At 55.6% G+C, this 24,105-nt stretch carries 23 protein-coding genes, 4 tRNA genes, 2 pseudogenes and 1 riboswitch; of the genes and pseudogenes, 22 read left to right on the forward strand and 7 right to left on the reverse strand.

The genetic code is table 11. The features are described 5' to 3' along the window. Window positions 1–76: 76 nt before the first annotated feature. Window positions 77–586 carry a 6,7-dimethyl-8-ribityllumazine synthase gene (locus tag KGB27_RS10585; protein ID WP_008033105.1) on the reverse strand — a complete coding sequence of 170 codons (510 nt, stop codon included), beginning with the start codon at window positions 584–586 and terminating at the stop codon, window positions 77–79. A 114-nt stretch (window positions 587–700) separates the two neighbouring features. Continuing rightward, window positions 701–872: riboswitch (FMN riboswitch) on the reverse strand. Window positions 873–1,069: 197 nt separating this feature from the next. On the opposite strand from KGB27_RS10585, the gene ltaE reads away from it, so the two are divergent. From ltaE to KGB27_RS10620, 7 genes are all read left to right on the forward strand, one after another. Next, on the forward strand, window positions 1,070–2,074 hold the full coding sequence (ltaE, locus tag KGB27_RS10590) for a low-specificity L-threonine aldolase (RefSeq protein WP_192417021.1): 1,005 nt from the start codon (window positions 1,070–1,072) through the stop codon (window positions 2,072–2,074). Window positions 2,075–2,220: 146 nt separating this feature from the next. After that, window positions 2,221–4,839, forward strand: coding sequence for an alanine--tRNA ligase (gene alaS, locus KGB27_RS10595; RefSeq protein ID WP_223554316.1), 2,619 nt, complete (start codon window positions 2,221–2,223; stop codon window positions 4,837–4,839). Between the two features lie 91 nt (window positions 4,840–4,930). Beyond that, a complete protein-coding gene (locus KGB27_RS10600) occupies window positions 4,931–6,172 on the forward strand; it encodes an aspartate kinase (protein ID WP_008033100.1) in 1,242 nt (413 codons plus the stop codon). Window positions 6,173–6,359: 187 nt separating this feature from the next. Beyond that, window positions 6,360–6,548 (forward strand): carbon storage regulator CsrA, encoded by a 189-nt coding sequence (csrA, locus tag KGB27_RS10605; protein ID WP_002554426.1) that lies wholly within the window; start codon window positions 6,360–6,362, stop codon window positions 6,546–6,548. 62 nt (window positions 6,549–6,610) lie between these two features. After that, window positions 6,611–6,701: transfer RNA gene (locus KGB27_RS10610), tRNA-Ser, on the forward strand. 108 nt (window positions 6,702–6,809) lie between these two features. Beyond that, window positions 6,810–6,886: transfer RNA gene (locus tag KGB27_RS10615), tRNA-Arg, on the forward strand. Window positions 6,887–6,958: 72 nt separating this feature from the next. Beyond that, window positions 6,959–7,035: transfer RNA gene (locus tag KGB27_RS10620), tRNA-Arg, on the forward strand. A gap of 19 nt (window positions 7,036–7,054) precedes the next feature. Here KGB27_RS10620 and KGB27_RS10625 read toward each other — a convergent pair. After that, window positions 7,055–7,573, reverse strand: a complete 519-nt coding sequence (locus KGB27_RS10625) for an outer membrane protein assembly factor BamE (RefSeq protein WP_223554319.1) — start codon at window positions 7,571–7,573, stop codon at window positions 7,055–7,057. 320 nt (window positions 7,574–7,893) lie between these two features. On the opposite strand from KGB27_RS10625, the gene mgtE reads away from it, so the two are divergent. Further along, window positions 7,894–9,336 carry a magnesium transporter gene (mgtE, locus tag KGB27_RS10630; protein ID WP_223554322.1) on the forward strand — a complete coding sequence of 481 codons (1,443 nt, stop codon included), beginning with the start codon at window positions 7,894–7,896 and terminating at the stop codon, window positions 9,334–9,336. 192 nt (window positions 9,337–9,528) lie between these two features. Here the strand turns inward: mgtE and KGB27_RS10635 are convergent, their stop codons facing one another. Continuing rightward, the gene (locus tag KGB27_RS10635) at window positions 9,529–9,855 is read right to left on the reverse strand and encodes an Arc family DNA-binding protein (RefSeq protein WP_003178899.1); all 327 of its coding nucleotides are present in this window, start codon (window positions 9,853–9,855) and stop codon (window positions 9,529–9,531) included. 388 nt (window positions 9,856–10,243) lie between these two features. On the opposite strand from KGB27_RS10635, the gene phnN reads away from it, so the two are divergent. Then, window positions 10,244–10,816, forward strand: coding sequence for a phosphonate metabolism protein/1,5-bisphosphokinase (PRPP-forming) PhnN (gene phnN, locus KGB27_RS10640; protein ID WP_223554325.1), 573 nt, complete (start codon window positions 10,244–10,246; stop codon window positions 10,814–10,816). On the opposite strand, the gene KGB27_RS10645 is transcribed toward phnN, so the two are convergent. Then, a complete protein-coding gene (locus KGB27_RS10645; protein ID WP_008038451.1) occupies window positions 10,791–10,970 on the reverse strand; it encodes a PA3371 family protein in 180 nt (59 codons plus the stop codon). The genes phnN and KGB27_RS10645 overlap by 26 nt on opposite strands. Before the next feature lie 21 nt (window positions 10,971–10,991). Continuing rightward, window positions 10,992–11,225 (reverse strand): hypothetical protein, encoded by a 234-nt coding sequence (locus tag KGB27_RS10650; RefSeq protein WP_008033088.1) that lies wholly within the window; start codon window positions 11,223–11,225, stop codon window positions 10,992–10,994. Window positions 11,226–11,517: 292 nt separating this feature from the next. Here KGB27_RS10650 and KGB27_RS10655 point away from each other — a divergent pair. The 4 genes and pseudogenes from KGB27_RS10655 to KGB27_RS10670 all read left to right on the forward strand — a co-directional run. After that, window positions 11,518–11,594, forward strand: a tRNA-Arg gene (locus tag KGB27_RS10655). 419 nt (window positions 11,595–12,013) lie between these two features. Continuing rightward, complete coding sequence (gene nicB, locus KGB27_RS10660) at window positions 12,014–12,976, forward strand: 6-hydroxy-3-succinoylpyridine 3-monooxygenase (RefSeq protein ID WP_214509506.1); 963 nt, start codon at window positions 12,014–12,016, stop codon at window positions 12,974–12,976. Window positions 12,977–13,454: 478 nt separating this feature from the next. Continuing rightward, window positions 13,455–13,643, forward strand: coding sequence for a helix-turn-helix transcriptional regulator (locus KGB27_RS31550; protein ID WP_223554439.1), 189 nt, complete (start codon window positions 13,455–13,457; stop codon window positions 13,641–13,643). Between the two features lie 162 nt (window positions 13,644–13,805). After that, a pseudogene (locus KGB27_RS10670) lies at window positions 13,806–14,868 on the forward strand (replication initiation protein); the annotation flags it as partial. Window positions 14,869–16,076: 1,208 nt separating this feature from the next. Here KGB27_RS10670 and KGB27_RS10675 read toward each other — a convergent pair. Then, window positions 16,077–16,808 carry a TraX family protein gene (locus KGB27_RS10675; RefSeq protein WP_223554328.1) on the reverse strand — a complete coding sequence of 244 codons (732 nt, stop codon included), beginning with the start codon at window positions 16,806–16,808 and terminating at the stop codon, window positions 16,077–16,079. Window positions 16,809–17,122: 314 nt separating this feature from the next. On the opposite strand from KGB27_RS10675, the gene KGB27_RS10680 reads away from it, so the two are divergent. From KGB27_RS10680 to KGB27_RS10720, 9 genes are all read left to right on the forward strand, one after another. After that, window positions 17,123–17,845: a hypothetical protein gene (locus KGB27_RS10680; RefSeq protein WP_223554330.1), complete on the forward strand. Its 723-nt coding sequence runs from the start codon at window positions 17,123–17,125 to the stop codon at window positions 17,843–17,845. A gap of 227 nt (window positions 17,846–18,072) precedes the next feature. Beyond that, window positions 18,073–18,756: an OmpA family protein gene (locus tag KGB27_RS10685; protein ID WP_223554332.1), complete on the forward strand. Its 684-nt coding sequence runs from the start codon at window positions 18,073–18,075 to the stop codon at window positions 18,754–18,756. Next, a complete protein-coding gene (locus tag KGB27_RS10690) occupies window positions 18,756–19,055 on the forward strand; it encodes a hypothetical protein (protein WP_223554334.1) in 300 nt (99 codons plus the stop codon). The genes KGB27_RS10685 and KGB27_RS10690 overlap by 1 nt, the downstream gene beginning before the upstream one ends. Next, the gene (locus KGB27_RS10695) at window positions 19,042–19,371 is read left to right on the forward strand and encodes a hypothetical protein (protein ID WP_223554336.1); all 330 of its coding nucleotides are present in this window, start codon (window positions 19,042–19,044) and stop codon (window positions 19,369–19,371) included. Before KGB27_RS10690 ends, KGB27_RS10695 begins: the two co-directional genes overlap by 14 nt. A 65-nt stretch (window positions 19,372–19,436) precedes the next feature. Continuing rightward, window positions 19,437–19,862, forward strand: coding sequence for a hypothetical protein (locus KGB27_RS10700; protein WP_223554339.1), 426 nt, complete (start codon window positions 19,437–19,439; stop codon window positions 19,860–19,862). Window positions 19,863–20,097: 235 nt separating this feature from the next. Further along, complete coding sequence (locus KGB27_RS10705; protein WP_223554341.1) at window positions 20,098–20,265, forward strand: hypothetical protein; 168 nt, start codon at window positions 20,098–20,100, stop codon at window positions 20,263–20,265. Further along, window positions 20,255–20,440, forward strand: coding sequence for a hypothetical protein (locus KGB27_RS10710; RefSeq protein WP_223554343.1), 186 nt, complete (start codon window positions 20,255–20,257; stop codon window positions 20,438–20,440). The genes KGB27_RS10705 and KGB27_RS10710 overlap by 11 nt, the downstream gene beginning before the upstream one ends. Further along, complete coding sequence (locus tag KGB27_RS10715) at window positions 20,433–20,963, forward strand: hypothetical protein (RefSeq protein WP_223554345.1); 531 nt, start codon at window positions 20,433–20,435, stop codon at window positions 20,961–20,963. Before KGB27_RS10710 ends, KGB27_RS10715 begins: the two co-directional genes overlap by 8 nt. After that, a complete protein-coding gene (locus KGB27_RS10720) occupies window positions 20,963–23,137 on the forward strand; it encodes a hypothetical protein (RefSeq protein ID WP_223554348.1) in 2,175 nt (724 codons plus the stop codon). The genes KGB27_RS10715 and KGB27_RS10720 overlap by 1 nt, the downstream gene beginning before the upstream one ends. On the opposite strand, the pseudogene KGB27_RS10725 reads toward KGB27_RS10720, so the two are convergent. Then, a pseudogene (locus KGB27_RS10725) lies at window positions 23,134–23,998 on the reverse strand (tyrosine-type recombinase/integrase); the annotation flags it as partial. The gene KGB27_RS10720 and the pseudogene KGB27_RS10725 sit on opposite strands and share 4 nt — an antisense overlap. Between the last annotated feature and the right edge of the window lie 107 nt (window positions 23,999–24,105).

The raw sequence follows: 24,105 nt of genomic DNA on the forward strand, positions 1-24,105 counted from the left end.
ATTCCAGATTCAGCGATGATGTTGAATGTTAAATCGCTTTCGCGGGCAAGCCTCGCTCCTACAGGGGGAGCGGTGTTTAGACGGCTACTGCGCGTGGCTCAGTGCGACGCAACGCCCGAATCTTGCTCAGCGTATCCGCACACGTCTTCGCCGCTTCCTGGCCTTTGTGCACGAAATGCTCGAAGAAGAACTTCTGATGCTCTTCGCCGGCATGGAAGTGGTGCGGGGTCAGGGACACCGAGAACACCGGCACTTCGGTTTCCAATTGAACCTGCATCAGGCCGCTGACCACAGACTGGGCGACGAATTCGTGACGGTAGATCCCGCCGTCCACCACCAGGGCGGCGGCGACAATACCGGCATAACGGCCGGTCTTGGCCAGCAACTTGGCGTGCAGGGGCATTTCAAAGGCACCGCCGACTTCGAAGAAGTCGATGTCGGATTCCTGATAACCCTGAGCAATCATTTCTGCGACGAAGCCCTTACGGCTCTGATCGACGATTTCCTTGTGCCAGCAGGCTTGGATGAACGCAACGCGCTCGCCCTGATGGTGTTTGCTTTTGCTGTCGATTGCGGTGGGTTGCATGTTCTGACTCCTGTTTATGTATAAAACAGGGCATATGAATCGAATGGGATTTAAGGGTTCGCAGGCACGAATGCCCGCGGACGGCGCTTTGGTATCGAGCCTAGGCGGCGCCAATCCCGTTCTCTCTTCATCCGGACTATGACCGTCGGCCCCGGGATCACACCGGGTCTGCTGACCTTGCCTTCAAACACCGCCGAAGCCGTGCCTGTCGCCAAGCGCTCGCGGGCTATGCGCATTGCGCGCAATTACCGCCGGTGGGGAGTTGCACCCCGCCCTGAGAACGTTTTGCCGACAGATTGTCTGGCGGCGCAGCGTTTTTAACACATATTTCTCAGCCGTGCATTGCTGCTATCTGATGATTGTTATCGACTTTTTCGCTCACTTGCTGCGTCTTTTCCTCGCCCAAGGGTTGATTATTCGTCGACATGACCGCAGTAATTCCATTCCGAAAGGGATTTTCCCCTGCTTACCGAGGCCAGATTCATGAGCGTTATCGATCTTCGCAGCGACACCGTCACTCAGCCGACTCCAGGGATGCTCGACGCGATGGCCAACGCGGCCACCGGTGACGACGTCTACGGTGAAGATCCGACGGTCAATCGTCTGGAAGCCGAGTTGGCGAAACGCCTGGGCTTTGCCGCGGCGCTGTTCGTGCCGACCGGCACCATGAGCAACCTGCTGGGCCTGATGGCGCACTGCGAGCGCGGTGACGAATACATCGTTGGCCAGCAGGCGCACACGTATAAGTACGAAGGTGGCGGCGCGGCGGTGCTCGGTTCGATCCAGCCGCAACCGCTGGAAGTGCAGGCCGACGGCTCGCTGGACCTGGCTCAGGTGGCTGCCGCGATCAAACCGGACGATTTCCATTTCGCCCGCACCCGCTTGCTGGCGCTGGAAAACACCATGCAGGGCAAGGTGCTGCCGCTGGAGTATCTGGCCCGGGCGCGCAGTTTCACTCGCGAACACGGGTTGCAACTGCACCTCGACGGCGCTCGCCTGTACAACGCGGCAGTCAAACTGGGGGTTGATGCCCGGGAAATTACCCAGCATTTCGATTCGGTGTCGGTCTGCCTGTCCAAGGGGCTGGGCGCGCCGATCGGTTCGGTGTTGTGCGGCTCGGTCGAGTTGATCGGCAAGGCGCGCCGTCTGCGCAAGATGGTCGGCGGCGGCATGCGTCAGGCCGGGATTCTGGCGGCAGCGGGGCTGTACGCACTGGATAACAACGTCCAGCGTCTGGCGGACGACCATGCCAACGCGCAATTCCTCGCGGACGGACTGCGAAAAGCCGGGTACGAAGTCGAACCGGTGCAGACCAACATGGTTTATGTGCAAATGGGCGACAAGGCCGAGGCGATCAAGGCGTTTGCCGCCGAGCGTGGCATCAAGCTCAGTGCCGCCGGTCGTCTTAGAATGGTCACGCACATGGACGTCAGCCGTGCGCAAATCGAGCAAGTCGTCGCGGCATTCGTCGAGTTTTCGCGCAACTGACAGCGTTAGCCGTCCAATTGACCGTTTCTATCGTATAAACACGCTGTACCCCGCGCGCTGGGCCGATATAATGCGGCCCTTTGCCGTCGCTTCGTCTGTTGACGTTTCGCACAGGCCTTTGGCCGCAGCCTCCGTGGAAGAACCTAATGAAAAGCGCAGAAATCCGTGAAGCCTTCCTTCGCTTCTTCGAAGAGCAAGGCCACACTCGTGTAGCCTCCAGCTCTTTGATTCCGGGCAACGACCCAACCCTGCTGTTCACTAACGCGGGGATGAACCAGTTCAAGGACTGTTTCCTGGGCCAGGAAAAACGTGCGTACACCCGTGCGACCAGCAGCCAGAAATGTGTGCGTGCCGGTGGCAAGAACAGTGACCTGGAAAACGTCGGTTATACCGCTCGTCACCACACCTTCTTCGAAATGCTGGGTAACTTCAGCTTCGGTGACTATTTCAAGCACGACGCAATCACCTACGCCTGGACCTTCCTGACCGGCGTCCTGAAGCTGCCCAAGGAAAAACTCTGGGTAACGGTCTATGCCTCGGATGACGAAGCCTATGACATCTGGACCCAGCAGATCGGTGTGCCGGTCGAGCGCATGATCCGCATCGGCGACAACAAAGGCGCGCCGTACGCCTCCGACAACTTCTGGACCATGGGCGATACCGGCCCGTGCGGTCCTTGCACCGAGATTTTCTACGATCACGGCGCCGACATCTGGGGCGGCCCACCGGGTTCGCCGGAAGAAGACGGCGACCGTTACATCGAGATCTGGAACAACGTGTTCATGCAGTTCAACCGCACCGCCGATGGCGTGTTGCATCCGCTGCCAGCACCGTCGGTCGACACCGGCATGGGCCTGGAGCGGATCAGTGCGGTGATGCAGCACGTTCATTCCAACTATGAAATCGACCTGTTCAAGAACCTGCTGAGCGCATCGGCCAAGGCCATTGGCTGCACCAATGACGATCAGTCTTCGCTGAAGGTTGTGTCCGATCACATCCGTTCGTGCGGTTTCCTGATTGCCGACGGCGTGATCCCGTCCAACGAAGGTCGCGGTTACGTCCTGCGCCGGATCATTCGTCGTGCGTGCCGTCACGGTAACAAGCTGGGCGCGACCGGCAGCTTCTTCTACAAGATCGTCGCGGCGCTGGTTGCCGAGATGGGCGAAGCGTTCCCGGAACTGCAGAAGCAACAAGCCAACATCGAGCGCGTGCTCAAGGCCGAAGAAGAGCAGTTCTCCAAGACCCTGGAGCACGGCCTGAAGATTCTCGAGCAGGATCTGCTGGAACTCAAAGGCACCGTGGTGCCGGGCGACGTGGTGTTCAAACTCTACGACACCTACGGTTTCCCGATGGACCTGACCGCGGACATCGCTCGCGAGCGCAACCTGACCGTCGACGAAGCCGGCTTCGAACGCGAAATGGAAGCCCAGCGCGTCCGTGCCCGTTCCGCCAGTTCGTTCGGTCTGGACTACAACACGCTGGTCAAGGTTGACGTGGCCACCGAATTCACCGGCTACAAGGCCACCAGTGGTTCGGCGAAAATTGTCGCCATCTATAAAGAAGGCAAGTCCGTCGACGTCTTGAGTGAAGGCGAAGAGGGCGTGATCGTTCTCGATCAGACCCCGTTCTACGCTGAATCCGGCGGTCAGATTGGCGACTGCGGTTACCTGCAATCGAACATCGGCCGTTTCGACGTGCGCGACACCACCAAGACCGGTGGCGCGTTCCTGCACCACGGTGTGCAGGCATTGGGCAGCCTGACTATCGGTTCGCCGGTCGAGACCCACGTCGAAGCCGACGTGCGCCACGCGACTTCGCTGAACCACTCGGCCACTCACTTGCTGCACGCTGCATTGCGTCAGGTGCTGGGCGATCACGTTCAGCAGAAAGGTTCGTTGGTCGACAGTCAGCGCCTGCGCTTTGACTTCAGCCACTTCGAAGCCATCAAGCCTGAGCAACTGAAGGCGCTGGAAGACATCGTCAACGCCGAGATTCGCAAGAACACGGCTGTTGAAACCGAAGAAACCGATATCGAAACCGCCAAGCAAAAAGGCGCCATGGCGCTGTTTGGCGAGAAGTATGGCGACAACGTGCGCGTACTGAGCATGGGCGGCGATTTCTCCGTCGAACTGTGCGGCGGGATCCACGCCAACCGTACCGGCGACATCGGCCTGCTGAAAATCATCAGCGAAGGCGGTGTGGCTTCCGGTGTGCGTCGTATCGAAGCGGTCACCGGCGCTGCGGCGCTGGCATACTTGAACGCTGCCGAAGAACAACTCAAGGAAGCGGCCAACCTGGTCAAGGGCAGCCGCGACAACCTGATCGACAAGCTGTCGGCTGTGCTGGAGCGCAACCGTCTGCTGGAGAAGCAACTCGAGCAGTTGCAGGCCAAGGCTGCCAGCGCGGCGGGCGACGATCTGTCGGCTTCCGCCCTGGACGTCAAAGGCGTGAAAGTACTGGCCGTGCGTCTGGACGGTCAGGATGGCAAGGCGCTGCTGGCGCTGGTCGATCAACTGAAAAACAAACTCGGCCGCGCAGTGATCCTGCTCGGCAGTGTCCATGAGGAAAAGGTCGTTCTGGTTGCAGGCGTAACCAAAGACCTGACTGGCCAACTCAAAGCCGGTGATTTGATGAAGCAAGCCGCTGCGGCAGTGGGCGGGAAGGGCGGTGGTCGTCCAGACATGGCGCAGGGCGGTGGTACTGACGCTGGCGCACTGGATGCGGCATTGGCCCTGACTGTTCCATTTGTAGAGCAGGGTTTATAAGGCAGTGTGTCCGGCCCACAGTCTAGTGGTGGGCCGGAACGCTGTTTGAGTGATTATTTGGGCGCCCTTCATGGGCAGAGGCGGCTTTGAAATGGCTTTGATCGTACAGAAATTTGGAGGCACCTCGGTCGGCACTGTCGAGAGAATCGAGCAGGTCGCCGACAAGGTTAAGAAATTCCGCGATGCCGGCGATGACCTGGTGGTTGTGCTGTCTGCAATGAGCGGCGAAACCAACCGTCTGATCGATCTGGCCAAGCAAATCAGTGGCGACGGCCAGCCGGTTCCGCGTGAGCTAGATGTGATCGTCTCCACCGGTGAGCAGGTGACGATTGCCCTGTTGGCCATGGCGCTGATCAAGCGCGGCGTGCCAGCGGTGTCCTACACCGGCAACCAGGTACGGATTCTGACGGATAGCGCGCACAATAAAGCGCGTATCTTGCAGATTGATGACCAGAAGATTCGCGGTGATCTGAAAGCAGGTCGTGTGGTGGTTGTCGCCGGTTTCCAGGGCGTCGACGAGCACGGCAACATCACCACCCTCGGTCGTGGCGGTTCCGACACCACCGGCGTGGCGCTGGCGGCAGCCTTGAAGGCTGACGAATGCCAGATCTACACCGACGTCGACGGCGTCTACACCACCGACCCGCGTGTGGTGTCCGTGGCCCAGCGCCTGGACAAGATTACCTTCGAAGAGATGCTGGAAATGGCCAGCCTCGGTTCCAAGGTGTTGCAGATCCGTGCGGTGGAATTCGCCGGTAAGTACAACGTTCCGCTGCGCGTACTGCACAGCTTCAAGGAGGGTCCGGGCACCCTCATTACTATTGATGAAGAGGAAACCATGGAACAGCCGATCATTTCCGGCATCGCTTTCAACCGCGATGAAGCCAAGCTGACCATCCGTGGCGTGCCAGACACCCCGGGCGTTGCATTCAAGATTCTCGGCCCGATCAGCGCCGCGAACATCGAAGTCGACATGATCGTGCAGAACGTTGCGCACGATAACACCACCGACTTCACCTTCACCGTACACCGCAACGACTTCCAGGCCGCGCAAACCGTGCTGGAAAACACCGCTCGCGAGATCGGTGCCCGTGAAGTCGTTGGCGACATCAAGATCGCCAAGGTCTCGATCGTCGGTGTCGGCATGCGCTCCCACGCAGGTGTGGCCAGCCGCATGTTCGAATCCCTGGCGAAAGAAAGCATCAACATCCAGATGATCTCGACTTCGGAAATCAAGGTTTCCGTGGTGATCGAAGAGAAGTACCTGGAACTGGCTGTGCGCGCCCTGCACACGGCTTTCGAACTGGACGCGCCGGCCCGAACGGGCGAGTGATGCGTTTGCCGAAGGGCGCGGTCTGACCGCGCCCTTTTGTTTTTTTGAATGGTGCGGCTCGAAGCTGTTCTTTTGCCCGCGCTAGTCAATACTCAGGCATGTAGGGCTGCGATCTTTCAGGTTGTAGGTCGAGTGCCTTTTTTTTGCAGACTGTTGTCCCTGAAATGAAATGCGTGAGGAGAAAGGTATGCTGATTCTGACTCGTCGGTGCGCAGAAAGCCTGATTATTGGTGATGGAGAAATCACCGTGACCGTGCTCGGCGTTAAAGGAAATCAAGTGCGTATCGGTGTCAACGCCCCGAAAGAGGTTGCGGTCCACCGTGAGGAAATTTACCTGCGTATAAAGAAAGAGAAGGACGAAGAACCAAGCCATTAATTTTTATCGTTTTTTATGTTTGCAAACGGGGAAGAAGCTGGTTAATATACGCCCCGTGTTGCGGAGAGCTGGCCGAGTGGCCGAAGGCGCTCCCCTGCTAAGGGAGTACACCTCAAAAGGGTGTCGGGGGTTCGAATCCCCCGTTCTCCGCCATTATTTGCGTAGTACGTTGTAATCTGGCTTCTTCGGTAAGTTGTTGAAATTACTAGAAAAAAGCGCTTTACAAAAAGATTCGACGGCCTATAATGCGCGGCAACAAATGCACTCGTAGCTCAGCTGGATAGAGTACTCGGCTACGAACCGAGCGGTCACAGGTTCGAATCCTGTCGAGTGCACCATTTAAGAGTTGTTTGCAGTGATGTGAGCTACTCTGTTTCAACCAGTTGTGATCTGGTCTAAAAACACAAATTGCACTCGTAGCTCAGCTGGATAGAGTACTCGGCTACGAACCGAGCGGTCACAGGTTCGAATCCTGTCGAGTGCACCAAACAACAAAAAGCCCGCGTTTAACGCGGGCTTTTTGCCGTCTGGGATTTGGCTTTTCCTCTGGTACAACCTCTCTCATCGAAGTCGACGTGTGCGCTACGACCTCGCTTGGTGTCGTATCGGTAGCTCGTGGCCGAATTGCGAATGCTGATCTTGTCTGGCTTGCCGAGGGCGCTTTCGACGTCTTGCCGGGTCATGCCGGCGACAATCCGTTGATTGATGATTGCTTCCCTGCGTTCCCTGGCATCGATCAGGTTTCCACAGTTGTCCTCTGCCTGGCCGACGACCGTTGGCTCCCTCCTTTTGATATTCATACGTGATGTTTCACGAAAGTCCGCTTCCGGCATCAGCGACACCGTGCTGCCGGGGGTAAACGTGCGCACTTCCTGGAGCGAAAGGCTCTCTCCGGCCGTACAACTCAGCGTGGTGAAGGTGATGCGGCCGTTTGCTGCCTCGCAGCGGTGAACGGTTGAGGCAAGTGCCACGGGCGGCAGGCAGAGCAGGGCGATCAGCAGAAAATAACAGGCATTCAATGGCATCAAACGTCCTCCATGACGGTCTGACTCAAGGGTAGCCGCTACATTTTTCAGCGCTGGTGTGTTTTCTTTTCAGAATGAGTCGTCGCATTTTCACGGATCAGGACGGCGCTCAGGTTTGTCTCGCAAGCGCTTGTTTCAGCCGCGATTTTTTAACATCTAAAACCGTTGGGCGGTGTATCATTGCGCCCGTCAGCCCCGCCGGGGCTTGTGGAATACCTCCATGGACTTACCCAGTAGTAATTCAGTAAACCGCTTTTCCAATCATGAATTGACTGATTGATCCTTCCGGCGTGCCCCGCTGCTGGGAGTGGAGTTCGCCTATGTCCGAAGTTGAAGTAAAGAAAACGCAAGAAAGCCTGCAGGACCGCCTCGCTCAAGTGATTGAGCTGTTGCAGCGTCAGCGGGTGGTCGAAGACCTGACTCATCGCCAGGAAGGTCCGCATCACGACCGGGTCGAAAACCTGGTTCACCGGCAAAACCTCGTCGAGCTGCAGCGCAAGCTCGACGACCTGCACTCCGCCGACGTTGCCTACATCCTTGAAGCCTTGCCGCTGGACGATCGTCTGACGCTCTGGCAATTGGTCAAGGCTGACCGCGACGGCGACATCCTGCTCGAAGTGTCCGACTCGGTACGTGAAACCCTGATCGCCGACATGGACGATCACGAGCTCCTGGCAGCGGCCAAGGACATGGATGCCGACGAACTGGCTGACCTGGCCTCCGAGCTGCCGCGAGACGTCGTCCACGAGCTGATGGAAACCCTCGACGGTCAACAGCGTGAGCGCGTTCGCTCCGCGTTGTCCTATGACGAGGAGCAGGTCGGTGCGCTGATGGACTTCGAGATGGTGACGATCCGTGAGGATGTCAGTCTTGAAGTGGTGTTGCGTTACCTGCGTCGGCTCAAGGAGCTACCGGGCCATACCGACAAACTGTTTGTGGTCGATTACGACGGCGTGCTCAAGGGCGTGCTGCCGATCAAGCGTTTGCTGGTCAACGACCCGGAAAAACAAGTATCGGAAGTCATGGCCAGCGACCCGGTGAGTTTTCACCCGGACGAAGACGCCTACGATGCTGCACAAGCGTTCGAACGTTACGACTTGATCTCGGCCCCGGTGGTCGACAAGAACGGCAAGCTGATCGGCCGTCTGACCATCGATGAAATGGTCGACCTGATTCGTGAAGAGAGCGAAAACGAAGTTCTCAACATGGCGGGTCTGCGTGAAGAGGAAGATATTTTCGCGTCAATCTGGAAATCCCTGCGCAACCGCTGGGCCTGGCTGGCAATCAACCTGATCACTGCCTTTATTGCCTCTCGCGTGATCGGATTGTTCGAAGGTTCGATCGAGAAGCTGGTGGCGCTCGCGGCCTTGATGCCGATCGTGGCGGGCATCGGTGGCAACTCGGGTAACCAGACCATCACCATGATCGTTCGCGCCATGGCGCTGGACCAGGTGAGTACCGGCAATACCTCGCGTCTGATGCGCAAGGAGCTGGCCGTCGGTTTGATCAACGGTTTGGTGTGGGGTGGGGTGATTGGTGCGGTGGCCTACCTGCTTTACGGCAGTTGGTCCCTCGGCGTGGTGATGACCGCTGCCATGACGCTTAACCTGTTGCTCGCGGCGTTGATGGGGGTGTTGATCCCCATGACACTGGCGAAGATGGGGCGCGATCCGGCGATGGGCGCCAGCGTGATGATTACGGCCATGACCGACAGCGGTGGTTTCTTCATCTTCCTAGGGCTGGCGACCATCTTCCTGCTCTGATTGCCATCTGCCTGCAACCCGCGAATCAGCTCGTAGGAGCCAGGCTTGCCGGCGAAGGCGATCTCAGGGCCGCCTTCGCCGGCAAGCCTGGCTCCTACAAGAGCAATTAACCCGCCAATCGGCGGGTTTTTTGTGCCTGAATTTCAGGCAAAAAAAAGCCAGCGATTAAGCTGGCTTGAGCGTTCGGATGAATCAGGAGGCGTCTGCGGCCATTTCGGCGTCGTGGGCAATCAGCGAAACGAGTGCGTTCTGCTGACGGTGGGAGAGTTGGCGGAAGCGCTGCAGCAGTTCGCGTTCGTGCAGTGACAGCTCCGGGCTGTCCAGTCGCATGCTCAACTCTTCACCCAGTGCGCCTTCCTGAATGAGACTCTGCTCAAGGCGCGCAATGATTTCGGAGTTCATGCTGCGATGATGATTGCGAGCCACCTCGGCAATGCGTTCACGCATTCCGTCTGGCAGACGTACGACGAACTTGTCAGCCGTACGGCTGGAATAAATTGCCTGTTTCAATGGGCGCATATATTTAACCGGTTAGTTCAGGGGAGCGGTTCTCGGGATTGGCCGCGCGATGTCTGATAGGACAAGGACTCTGGCCAAATGTTCAACCTGAATTGATAGAGGCTCGCATCATGCCTCAAAGAAGCCAGATCATTGGCGTCAATTCTGTGACAAATATTGAACTGGATAAAGGCGTTATGCCAGCACCAATTATCAGAAATGCGGACTGGTTTGAAAAGACTACCCACATCCGTATCGCTGGCCGCGTCCTATTGCACGACAGCAGATGTCCTGGGACGCCTGAAGGTGCATGCTGTGCGGATTTCGATCACGATTCCTTACTTCGTACAGAATAGTGGCAATTGGCCGATTTACTAGTGGCAACCACGACATGGGGGGCTAATTCAGGATGGATGGCAGACTGATTTACCTGATGGGGCCTTCCGGATCCGGCAAGGACAGTCTCATCGAGGCTGCTCGTGAGCCTTTGCAGGCGATCAACTGCGAAGTGGTGCGTCGGGTCATTACGCGTTCAGCCGAATCCGTGGGCGAGGATGCCATCGGTGTTTCCCGTGAAGAGTTCGCACGCCGCAAAGAAGAGGGCGACTTCGCGCTGTGTTGGCATGCCAATGGCCTGGATTACGGTATTCCTGTCGTGATCGATCAATGGCTCAAGGAGGGCAGGGATGTCCTGATCAACGGCTCCCGCGGGCACTTGGCCCAGGCGCTACGCCGTTATCCGGCGCTGGTGCCGATTCTGTTGACGGTCAAGGAGGACGTGCTGCGAGAGCGCTTGCTGCGGCGGGGGCGTGAAAGTCTGGCGGAGATTGAGGCGAGATTGCGCAGAAATGAACTGTTCACGGCGGACGCCTCAGTCGGTGAGACGCTTATCCACCAACTCGACAATTCAGGCGAACTTTCGGACACAGTGGCCGGCCTGTTGAAGCTGCTACAAGTCAGCGCAACACCGGATCAAACTTGATCTTGCGGCCAGCGACCAGCGCCAGCACAAACAAAGCACTGAAAACGCCGCAGGCAATCAACGGCAGGGTGACGACTGCGTCCTCTACCAGTGATAAATGAAGAATGCCGCTGAGCAGGGCGAGGACGAAAAATCCTGCTGCTGATTTGGACATGCTGTGCTCCTGATGGGTTGTTCAAAATGCCAGGCGTTCTGAAGACTGCGCTGGCAGCAGGACATTTTCCTGACTCACTTCTTGACCGACAAAACCCTGCTGATTACCCAACACCGCCAATTGAGGTGCCTTCTGTACCTGGAGGTAATGAGGCATTCGTTGGGCAACCGGCTCGGCACCGCTCTGCGGGGCAAAATGAAAACCCAAAAAAATCGCCAGAGCGATCGCGTTCGAGAGTAAAAGGGCGCGGTTCATGAGGGCTGACCTCCGTTGTTCTTTGAGAACAGCTGAAGCAGCCGACGTGCCAAGAGTCTAACGGCTATTAATTCCTTTAAAAACAAAGAATTAAGATAATCGTGCAAGGTGGTCTCATTGCAATTTGCAATGATGGCTTTTTGCGGTGATGCAATTTGCACGGTTAACAAATCCCGTGCTGTAGAGGGGCGTCTGCCTACACTTAAAAAGCCTACGGACGACATGACAAAATCAGACCCGCCCGTTAACATGCACGCCGTCCATCGCATCGCATTTCTCGCGGGCGACTTGTGTCTCAGTAGCTCAATTGGATAGAGCATCCCCCTCCTAAGGGGAAGGTTGGCAGTTCGAACCTGCCCTGGGACACCAATATAATCAGGTGGTTAGCGCAATTTTTCGCTAGCTTTCTCGACCGGGCTATCTATTTAGTCCCCACTTTAGTCCCCACTTCTCCCTGCGTTCAGTCATGAGCCATCAGCTCTCGATGGGGAGCGTACAGAATTCGGAAAAACGTTCGCTAAGGTTTTCTGACCTGCCGTAGCTGTAGCAGCTTGCAATCGAAAACCGCCATGCTCTCAATCAAGGGTTTGGGGGTAACGGAACAGAAGGTGCACTTTAGCCTGTTAATGCTAGATCCCTTGCATCCCCTTGTGTTCCCTTGCATTACGACCGTTGTTGCGCGATACTTCGCGCAACAACTAACCCTCATGACCGGCGTGGCTTGACCATCTGGTTGGAGGGGGAAAAAGCCGGCGCTAGCCGGTTTTTTCGTTTCTGGAGTACGAGAAATGCAGGGAACGCCTGAGCTAGAGCCTCTGCGCACTCGCATCTACATCGACGGATACAACTTCTACTACGGCTGCTTGCGTGGCACTCCCCACAAGTGGCTGGATCTGCTGCCTCTCTTCGAAAAACACATCCTGCCATCCGCGCTAGTCAAGGATGGCGATGGCCGTATCCGGCAATCGACCCTGCTTACCTCCCCCTCGATCAAGTTCTTCACCGCGAAGATAATTGAGTCCGTTGCCCGAGCTCCGGACTCTGTATCGTCTCAGGCGCGCTATCACACCGCGTTGCGCAAGCTGCATGACGGTCGAATCGAGCTGATCGAAGGCTACTACGCTGTCAACAAAATGAAGGTGAAGATCGTCGACGCCGAGCATCCTGACAGGCCTCCCCGAGAATGCCAGGAAATCCAAGCCTGGAAGGTCGAGGAGAAGCAAAGCGACGTGAACCTAGCTCTGCAGGCATACCACGACGCGATCACAGGGCAGATTGATCATGCGATCATCGTCACTAACGACACGGACATTGCGCCGGCACTGGAGATGATCAGAGCTCACACCAATGTGTTGATCGGCGTGGTTGTACCCACCACCGACCACACGCGCCCGCCAAACACCGACCTGGTGAAGCTGTCCCACTGGACTCGCCGGCATATCAACTCCAACGAGCTCGCTGCCTGCCAATTGCCCCGAGTCATCCAGGGCAAGCGCCCGACAACCAAACCTGAGTCCTGGTACGGGCAACCGGAACTGCTGCAGGGGATCCTGGAACTGGCGATCCCGGTACGAGGCAACAAGGCGGCAGCGTTCAAATGGATGGAGCAGCCCAATCCTCATCTGGATGGCAAGCGACCGATTGAGCTCGCTGAGACCGTCGAGGGTGCGAATCGCGTACTGGAGTACATTCGGAACTGGATTGCGCAACATGCACAGGCACCCGCATCGGATGAGCAAAACGGAAGCTGATTACGACCTCTGTGCGTGCGCTGCATCCGTCCAGTAGAAGTACGCCCCTGCCGGACGTCAGGCGGGCCACCCGCGCCGCGTCAGAGTAGGACCGCTTTCTGCATTTTCTGACGCCAAGGCGTCCCTCCATGGCCTCAACCTGACAGGCCACACGCTTAGCGTACGATTTTGGCCGTTTTCTTATCGTCCCCTCGATGGGAGGGGGCTGCCCAAAGCATTTTCCAAACCTAATTCCTTGTTCACTCCAAAATGAAGATATTTGTTTAGATCAAATAGTTATTTCAATTTGATTTTTAGCTTCTTTATTTGGTTTTTGAACGAGGCGACCTCTGTAGATCTGCATAAAGATATGCAAATGCAATTCACATAGTAAAACAATCCAAAAATCAGTGATTTAGAGCTGATTGTAGGCGGATTGACGTGTCAGCTCGTGTCGCGAATGATCAGCGTCACAGGCTTCGACAACGAGACATATGCGATGCAAATTCAAACTACTGAGCAGGTTTGCGAGATCTTTAAGATTTCACGTTCAACGCTTTATCGGCTATCGAAGAACGATCCCACCTTTCCACAGCCGTTGCATTTCGGTCGTGCAATTCGCTGGAACCTCGCAGACATTTGTGAGTTTTACGCGCAGCAACGACACGCCTCGCAAAAACGGGCATAAAAAAAGCCCGCACGAGGCGGGCCTTTCCTTAATTACGTTCAGCAGCTGATTTCTTGGCGGAAACCTGCAGAACGCAATCGGTGAACACAGTATGTATATGCCTTTGCAGATCTGCAAGCATCAATTCTGCGTGCGTGTTCACCGCCGATCAGGCGGTGGTCGATGGCGGCAATAGCTCATTGTTTTGGCACATCTTCACTTAGCGATACACCTCCATCCCGATTCTTTGAGCCAGGCGGTGTGTTCAATCGAGTGTTGACAGAGGCCCCGTATCAGGCTCGCTGTAGCGATAACAAAACCGCCGCGCGAGTTCGCCCCCGCGAGCACGCCATTCGCTATCCATACATGCAGATCAATCGTCGAGGGATGGTGTCTTGGCTGATCTTCGACCTCGATCACATTAATTCACTTGCCTGGGACGACGAAGGTCTGCCGCCGCCGAATCTGATCGTGCGGAACAGGAATAATGGACATTCACACCTTTTCTACGCCATTCCCCCGGTCTGCACGACTGAGAACGCCCGAGACAAGCCGATTCAGTATATGAAGGCGGTCTACACCGCCTTTGCCCTGCGCTTAAAGGCCGATACCGATTACAACAGCGGCCCAGTCGCCAAGACTCCAGGGCATCCGTGGTGGTCGACATCAGAGTTGCATAACCACGTCTACGAGCTAGGCGAACTGGCCGATTATGTGGAGCTGGAGGTTTCGCCCTGGAAGACGGGGCCACAGCTGGAAGACCTCCCGCACTCCAGACACTGCATCCTGTTTGAACAGCTTCGCTATTTCGCTTACAGCATCGTGAACCAGGAGCGTGAGCGCGGGACGCTTGCCACGTTCACACGGCGACTGGAAGCCTTCGCTCACAACCATAACAAGTTCGCTAGGAAAGGCTTTACCCAGGACTTAATGCTGTCCTCAGTAAGAGCGACGGTCAGATCCGTCGCACGTTGGACGTGGACGCGCTACGAGGGCAGCGCCAGGTGTTGCCGGGGGGCGATGGAACTCGACAAGTCGTTACCACTAAACGAGCGTCAGAGCCTCGCAGCCAGGCGCACCCACGAATTGCGGCATAAGGCTACCGAATCGAAGATCCGAGCGGCGTGCAGAGGACTCCAGGAGCGCGGTGAAAAGCTGACTCAAGCCTCGATAGCCAGCTTTGCGGGTCTCTCTCGGCAGACGGTGGCCAACTATGGCCACGTCCTGGATGAAGTCTCGCGGCCGCAGATCATAGCCGTCCTGGGCGCGGCTAAATCCCCTTGCATGCAATCACAAATCGTCGCTGGCACCAGCGATCGAGGAAGCGAATGCAATCATTCCGCGGCCCCTACCAGCGCAACCTTGGATGTTAATTATGGTGCCCATCAGGTAACCGCCCCTTTGACGTGGGCTTTGAAAAGCAACTCGCGGGAAGGGGGGGTAGACAAGGAGGCCGGGGGCTATGCCCCTCTCGACCCCGGCAGAGCTGCGCCCTGCACCAGAGGTCAGAAACAATCCAGGCGGCGCCAAACAGTGGATTTTAGATTGTGCAAACACTCAAGCGCCGAGACAACAGCTATGAACCCGAAATGCCCCCTAGAAGGGAAAGAAGTGAGTTCGAGTATCGGCGTGCAGCCTGGAGACTATGAAGGGAAGCCAACAGAATTTGGATAAAATCGTACGCTAAGCGTGCGGCCTGTCAGGTTGAGGCGCTGTGTGAGCCGACTAGGCCAGCGACCCTGGCCAATGAGTTGAAGTCCGTGGCTGCGAGCTTTGAGCAAGGCAAGGGCCATTATTCAGCGTGAAGCAGGATGAACAAAAATGATCAATAGGCCTTTTGGACGCTTGTAGATCCTTGCATAATTAACTTGCGACTTAGTCGTGTACCCCTGGGTGGTTACAGGGATCCGAAAGGATCGCACCCCGTTACTGCGAAAGCAGTTCGCCCAGCGCGACGCAAGAACGACCTGTCCCGTCGAACGCATGCAATCGACGGCTGAGAATCCCTCCTAGAGAGGGATTCGCCGTTTCTGGCCCCCGATTTGTCCTCTCGTCACGTTTTGGGCCGGTTCCGGACTTCTTTCGGACACTGACCCTATGGCTTTTTCTGGGAATCGGCCGCGACCTTGAAAATGCTGACCCCTTCTTTTTGATTGGCATTCCCTCAAGGCTTCAAGCTCTATGGACTCAACCTGCAGGCCGCACGCTTAGCTTACGATTTTTTCGTATTCGCTATCGACCCATAGGAGTGCTTATCGTCGGGGTATCTGCGCGCCTGCGAGGCGGCATGCCCAATCTTTGATCAAGCGCCTGAGGCGCTTGAGACCCCGGAAGGGAAGGAAGTGAGTTCAAGCATCGACACGCATCCTGGAGGCTGTGAAGTGGCAGGCGAAGGGCGAAGAGATACCGCGCGATCTAGTGAAGCCTCAACGTCCAAGCGCTTGCTAGGTGGCATCAGAACGATATTGATAGGGAGCTGAGAAGTAGTAAGTGGATCGGATAAACTGGGTAGAGCCATCCTTTGACGGAGCGTAACGGTGGCACCTGGACCTGCAGCAGAGTCAGTCCGAGCACCGGTGCCAATGCGGCTGCGATGATTACTGCATGATCCATCGTGGGCAGATCAGGCAACAGCAAAATCGAGCTGCCAACATTTGCGATAGCGGCGAGGAGAGCGGATAGGGACCAACTTACGATTTTAATCTCTAGCTTCCGTGCCTGAAGCGCGATTACCAGTGCAGTAGGTAACAACACTCCAGCTACGCCATAGCTCAGTACCGGACGGAGCGCGATTGTGATCAACAGGGATAGGATCGCGCATAAGATCAGTCCGGGAGTCCGATGATGCATCGCCTGAGCGATAACTAGCCCAAGTGCTATAACAAACAGAATGTTTAAATGCCCATTATCGAAATATCTCGAATACGGCCATTGGCTCAGGATGGCGAATAGTAATATCCCGCTCAGATATTTCAATCCGACTGGACAACTGATTGGCTGCCGGACAACATTTGCCGCAATCGTGAGGCAGAATAAGGGGTATGTAAACCGACCGATAATCCGCATCCACCACATGTTTTCCTGTATTTCATTTGGTAGCACAAACCAGGTGTGATCGATGATCATTGTAAATAGCGCGATCCACTTAACTAGATCAAGTGAGTTGTTTCTTTCGAAATTTTTCATTGTTGGCCTGTACGGCTATTTACTAGTGTTGATTATATATGGGTTCTACGCTTGTGATATATATTTATCATGAGTGCTTGTGAGTGAAATGCTTGTACATGCAGTTGTGCTGGGGGATAATTGCATTCAAGAAGTGCTTTGTAGTTAATGACTGTGCACCGAGCTTCCCCCGAACAGCGGTAGGGGAGGTAAGGCAATAATTAAAAATGTCCTGTCGGATGCCCGCTGTTACTCATATGTGTCCCAGTTGTTTCTGGCACCCTTCGAATGTTCTCGTTTCAATCATTCGATTAACAGAGTTACGGAGCTCCGACATGAAAGATGTGATTGTTATCCTTAACGATTTACAAGACATTGCAGACTCGATTGCACCGTTGTACCAAAAGTACGCCCGTCAATTGCAACCGCAGCCTGCCTACATTGCCATTGACATCTGCAGGGGCGAGATTGAGGCGGATGTCAATGGCGAGGTCGGTAACGGAGTCCCGTTCAGCGTCTGGCATGGCCTGGTGCGCCGCTACAGAGTTCCCAGCAATGTGCGCGGCTCGGCCATCGCAGCATTTCTACGCAGTGCCGAGTTCCAAGTACTGGCCACCCGTATTGTGGGCGGCGCCGAAGATGTTTGGGACGGCAATAACAGGGTCGGCAAGCTGAGTGATGACGCCAAAGTTGCTGAAGAAGAGCTGGAAGCCCTGATCCGGGTCGAGTTAGATGGGGGCGACGAATATACTCATGCCCAGATCTGGGATGCTGATAGCTTGGGCCAATGCAGCTTGACCGATTACTGGTCAGCCGACAAAACCTTGGATGAGGCCACCATAGAGCTTGAGGAGGGCGCTAAGCACGAGCGCGCTCTATTAGACGTGGATGTCCGTGACTATCTGTTGGACGACGCGCTCTGCACTTTCCATAGCCGGTCAGCTTGTTCGTTGACCGAAATCCATATTCTCACTCTGTTGAGCCAAGGTCGGATCGACCAGGACGAAGCCGCTGAGTGGCGCGGTGAGTACCGCGACTACGAGCCTCCACAGCCCTAAAGTCAGACTAATCCAGTCGGGCAGCAACTCGGCTGGAGTTTTAAGTAGTACGGTGTAGATATAAGTTGCGCACTGAACTTCCTCGGATCAGCGACAGGGGAGGGGAGGCAATAAAAAGAAACGCCCAGTCGGGTCTTCGCTGTGACATCAGTTGATCTGCCGCTCCCGCGGCTTCGCATGCCATTGCGTGCAAACCCAATCAACCCGTCGCAGTAAAGGACTCGACAATGAAAAAGATCATCTCCGCTTCGCTCATCATCAGCATCCTCTCCCTGGCCGGCTGCGCCAACCTCGCCCCTACCGACAAAGACGGCTCGCGCAACCAGACCTTGACCTGGGGCAGCATCGGCACCATCGCCGGCGCCGCTGCAGGCGCATTGATCAATAAAAACAACCGCGGCAAGGGCGCACTCATCGGCGCCGGTATCGGCGGTCTGGCCGGCGCGGGTTACGGCGTCTATGCCGACCGCCAAGAGGCGGAACTGCGTAAAGCCACTGCTGGTACTGGCATCGAAGTGCAGCGCCAAGGCGACGACATCAAGCTCGTGATGCCTGGCGCGATCACTTTTAACACTGGCTCGACCGAGCTGTCGCCGGCGGCGGCATTCAACCTGGACAAGCTCGCGGGCTCGTTCAAGTCCTACGCTGACAACAACGTCGAGGTCACTGGCCACACAGATAACGTTGGCAGCAATGCCAGCAACATCGAGTTGTCGCAGAAGCGCGCCATTAGCGTCGGTAAACACCTGATCGGCCAGGGTATCGATAAAACTCGCATCCAAGTATACGGTGCTGGCCCGTCCCAGCCGATTGCAAGCAACGGCACGGAGGAGGGCAGGGCGCAAAACCGCCGCGTTGAGATTCGACTCAAGGCACCGATCCAGCCCGTGGCCATGGATAGGGCTCAGTAATGAGCCTGCGCCTGGCTTCACCGCCAAGCCTTGATGTCGCCCTGCTCCTGATGCAGGGCGAGCACCTGGAAGCGGTCGCACTGATGGTTGAGTCCGGTGCTGTTGACCTGATGGAGCTTGAGGAACTGAAGATCAAAATTGGCGTATATGCCGAGATTGGTTCCAGTACGAGGATCCGGCTTGCTCCAGGTACACGCGAAAAACTGCATCACGGTTCTGTTGAGGTTAAACAGATGATCCAGGCTTGGCGCGAAGCGCAGCGGGACCTGGTGCGGGAGATAAGCGATGATCGCACTTAGTATTTTCTGGCCCGGATTCACGGCCGCTCGCCGGATCGTTCGCAGTCCAGTGCGCTTTCTGGTCGCCGGCCTTAAGGCCTGTGTCGACTTTGGTCGTGATGTTTCGATCCCTGGTTTCCGCTGGCTCGCTGCTCTGGTGATGTTTGCTCTGGTGTTCGGTTGCGGCGCTGCAGCGATGACCTGGCCGTTTGCGATCGCCGGGCTGGCTTACGCCGCTCACACCGGTCAAGCGACAGCTGGATCTGCTGTCTTGGGCATGCTGTACGTGACTGCAGCCGCTTACTTGGCCTTGCTCACTCATCAGGTGATCGAGTAATGAGCCCGCTGATACACAATTCATGCGATCCGGTTGAAAATTGCGAAGTAACGAGGACTGAAATCATGAAAATCAAAATCGTCATACTAGTGCTGGCTCTGGTCGCCCTGGTTGGGTGTGGTGAAAAGAAGATGAATCAGGTCATGCCGAAAGCTGCGACTACTGACGCAGTTTACAGTGCGAAAGCTTCGCAATATCTGGAGGATGCACTCGGCACACCCAAGGCAAAAAAAATCGAACTGACTTTCTGGAATGAGAAAAGCAATCCAGACACCGGCTATTTATCCCTGGTCATCGATGGCGTCGAAAAAATCCGTCCCATTGATAACTACGGTGGCGTCAATCGCCGAACAGCAAGCACCGATGGATTTAAGTTTGTTTTTGAGAATGGCACTTGGCGCGCATATGTAGCTGAGAAGGACATCGAAACCCATGGTGAGCATCCCCAAGAGTTCTACAACGAGATGACCGGAATACTTCGCCGGTACTGATCAAGCTTCGCATAAAAACCCCTCGATGAGGGGTTTTTTGTGGGTGTGACATTAATAATAAAGCCATAGTTTATAGCTATTAGTTTGAAGGTTGTTGGCGCTAAATTCTCCGCAATATTTGATTATTATATGCTGGCGGAATTGCAAAAATATTTGCCTGATTAGAAATATGCAATTGGAAGATTTTGATGTGGGCTCTTAAAATCTAGTAATTATAAATTCGAAAGGAAAGAGTATGAGCATTACAGTGGCTGAACTTAACCGCGCTTTGGCTGCTCTCCGTGAGATCCAGGTCAAGGCGGGCGAATTACCTGAAATCTGTGAGCACGACGCTCACGTAATAGCAGCACTGGCTGGGACTGTAGAAATAATCTTAGGTGAGGAGATTAGAAATGCTGCTTAAAGAGGCCTCAGTAAAGATTCCGCGGGCGATTGGGATTGGTTTGATTATTTACTTTGGCCTTGTTGTTCCAGGGCGTGAAGCGACACCAATGCCTCACCCAAATACATTCGCTGACATACAGGTTCCGCCGGTTCCAGTTCCACCAGTTTATACCAGTGAGGCTGATCATGAGTAAGCTCAAAACAGTCGCAGGTTATTTGACCGGCTACAGCCAGACGAAGAATGCTGCACGCGAGCTGAAGTATTCAGTAAGCTTGCCGATCTACTTTATTAAAGGGGGTTACCTCTGGTTCAAGGCTATTCGTGACCAGGCGAAAGCTGATCGTGAACTGGCGGAAACTGATGATCGCCTGCTCTGGGATAAAATGTGCACAGATTGCATAATTACTAATGATTCATTGCGGCGTGCCTATAAGTCACTTTTATTCGTGAACGCGATTCTTATTCTCGGCATAGCTGGGGTGCTCGGTAATCTGGTTGCAAATTGGGACCGAGGTAGTCTGATGATTTTTGCAAATTTGGCCTTTCTGAACATGGTGTGCATGATGCTTTTCCAAAATGCATATCGTGTGAACATGGCCTATTCGCAAAGCGCTCCACCAGTAATTAAATTTCTGAGGGATGTTATCCGTAATCCGAGCTTGCTCGTCGGTAAAACTTTGCCGGCTGATTACCAAGTTCGGGTGAGGGCTAAGTGATGAACAGCTTTTCACAGTTGGTATTGTCCTGGATGTTTGGGCGTTGGATATTTCACCCGTCAGAAGTTACTGATTTCGTTGCCCAAGACGTAACGCCACTGACAATCTTTGCGTCCGCGTTCGCAACACTTGGCCTCGCGATGTTCGGCGCTCTAGCGGCCTGGGCCATGTTTCTTGGTATCTTCAGATTAAAAAACAATGGTAATTTTTTCGGCGCGAAGGACGGCAATGATGCCTTCTTTTATCCGCTGAGGGTTGTTATTGCACTTTCTTTGATTGCCCCGGTTATCCCTGTTTCGAGCGCAGGAGGGACATCAGTGTCACTGACTCCAGGGCATTCGCTTGTTGCCGGTCTAGCAAAGTCGGCCGCTGAGTATGGCGATACTATGCAACACGATGCGTTCGAACTGATGCATCGCCATAACTTATTTAAAGATCCTAAGTATCAAGTTGAGGTGGATGCTAAAGTTGCTCTGGATATGTTCAACTCTTGGAAAGTATCGGCGACACAATTAGCTGCTCTCAAAGTTTTCAAGGATCCAAATGAAAAACTCATTGATCTGACAGGGCGTGCACTGGCGGAAGAAGCACTGAAAGTCAGGTGGAATCAAGTTCATGGCGATAAATATCCAGCTTCCGGTAGTGCTGCTGCGGGTGTATATATCGCTAACGCGGGGCGATCTCTGCAAATACCCCTGATACCGCCAAGCGACGATCTCGCTCGCGCCGTTGCGATGGGGGTGCAAGGGCTAATCGAGCCGGATGCAGTGGACGGAACAGTTGGGCGTGAGCTAGAAACTGAAGGCTGGTTTTGCAAAGCGGGTTGGCTATCGTCTATGACATGCTCTGCCGAATACGCACAAGTCAAAAAGAATAACTCAGCATCGATTGAAGCGGGCATTACAGCAGCGCAGCGACAGATCTGGATTGGTTTAGTCGAACACGCTGTTGGGCAGGCAATCGCTCTACGAGACGGCTCGGCAAGTCCTGCCGAGGCAAAGCGGTTTTTCGAGGAGAGCATTAACTGGACATCTCAAACAGCAGATTGGTACAAGAAAACTGTCGAAAGCGCGATTGCCACGACTATAGCCACCGATCAAGTGGCTCGCAGCGAGGCTTATTTCGATGAAGTGAAAAGCTGGGGTTGGATGCTTGGTGGTACTTTCGTGTTACGCGCAGCGAGCGACTTCTCGCGTGCGTCGAGTTACGCAGAGGGCGCGACGGCACAGATGATGCCAAAGTCCACGCTTTCGGCTATGACTCCGGGCGACTCGCTTTCAAAACTAGTCGAAAGTGAAGCTCTTGCTCAAATTCAACCAGGCAACACCGGTGCTGAAAAGTCGCTGCTGGCCAGAGTTTTTTCGCTCGATATCCTCAAGCTTACGACCGGACCGAGCAACCAAAATATTCACAACATTGCAGCATGGGGCCGCTCGCTTGTTGGCACGGGCATTGGCTTTTTTGCGGGTGGGACGATAGCCCAATATATTCCAGGATTGAGCTCAATCACTGATGGGACGCTGCCAAAAGCAATCGGCGGAGTAATGATTATCTCCGGCGGGTTGCTCGGCTACGTGATGCCTCTACTGTTTGCGATTTATGGACTGATGGGAGCTATCAGCTGGCTCGTCGCAGTGGCGACGACGTTTTTCGGAGTGACGCTCTGGTCCGCTGGTATGGCCGCGCCGAAAGGCGAAGAGCACACCTCGCAATTGTCGGCGAAAGGGTGGAACGCCTTCATCTTCATCTTCCTTTATCCTGCATTGGCCGTGGGTGGTCTGGCAGCAGCGATCGTTATCAGTGCTGTCGGTCTGGCCATGGTCCAGGCGATGGCCATGGGGCTTTGGGGGATGTTTGATCCGGGGGTCGCCGATGTCGGCCGTCCGTTGGAAAGCCTCGGCGGCATCCTTATCGGCGGCTTGCTGATGGTTGTTGTGATCATCCTTCTGAGCTGGAACGTAGTCGTTACCTCTGCTCAGTTGATCACCAGTTTCCCCCGTAGCGTGCTGAACATGATTAGCCTGTCTGAACCTGGCTTGAATCCGTACGAGAACAGCATGCAAGGGATCATGGGTGGCCTTTCGATGAGCACCCGGCAGATGCTGACCGGATCTATCAGCAGGGCGATCACCCCATTCCGACCGCCACAGCCCCCGCAGGGCGGCGGTGCTTAATACCGCACTTTATATGTCGGCGAGTCTTCCGGTCTGGAAGCTCGCCGATCGTATATGCGCGTGGTGCTGATGTTGGCATGCCCCAGCCACTGCTGGACCTTGGCGATATCGGCCTCATGCTCAAGGGCGTTGGTCGCGGCCGTCGCACGCAAGCCGTGAACACCCAAGCCGGCGACCTCGATGCCGGCAGTCTGGGCATAGATCCCGACCAGGGCATAGATCCCCTCAGCTGAGATTCCAGCCCCGGTTTTCCGGCCTCGCAGCGGCACAAACAACGGCGCTGCAGTCTGTTCAAGCCGGTGGGCTGAGGCTTCCAGGTACGAATGGATCCGTTCCATGGCGACCGGATGCAGGGGGAGATAGCGGATCTTCCCGCCCTTGCCGTGCACGCGCAGATGTTTGATCCCACGTCGCTCCAGGATGTCCTGGACGGTCAGTCGTGCTGCCTCCTCGCGGCGCAGCCCGTGATACAGCTGGCACGGCCAGAATCGCCCGATCGCGCAGGCCTTTCGTGGTCGACGGATCCGGTGCATCGAGCAGGGCCTTGGCCTGGTGGTCACCCGGTGCTGGCGTTTTGCCTTCGGTGGTTTCAATCTTGGGCCGTTTGACCCCGTGCACCGGATTGCCGCCTGCGACCGCATTGCTGTCGAGAAGGTGATCGAACAGGCTGGCCAGCGCTGCCAGCTTGCGCCGGATCGTTGCCCCGGCCAGGCTGCGCTGTTCGAGCTGGTGACGCCAGGCGAGGACATGCGCCCGGGTGACGGCGCGGAACTGCTCGGGGGCCGTGATGCCAAGAAAGCCGGTGAAGTCCTCGATGTCGCTCTGGTAGGCGCGGCGCGTGCGCGAGTTATCCAGGGGGGCCTACAGAATTCGGGAAAAATCGTACGCTAAGGTTTCGGACTCTAGCGGCGGACCAGATTCAGAGTTCACCCACCTCTATCCGCTTAGCTCCCGAAGGCCCACGGACT

It is taken from the genome of Pseudomonas sp. BF-R-01 (genome assembly GCF_019946615.1).
Lineage (GTDB): Bacteria > Pseudomonadota > Gammaproteobacteria > Pseudomonadales > Pseudomonadaceae > Aquipseudomonas > Aquipseudomonas migulae.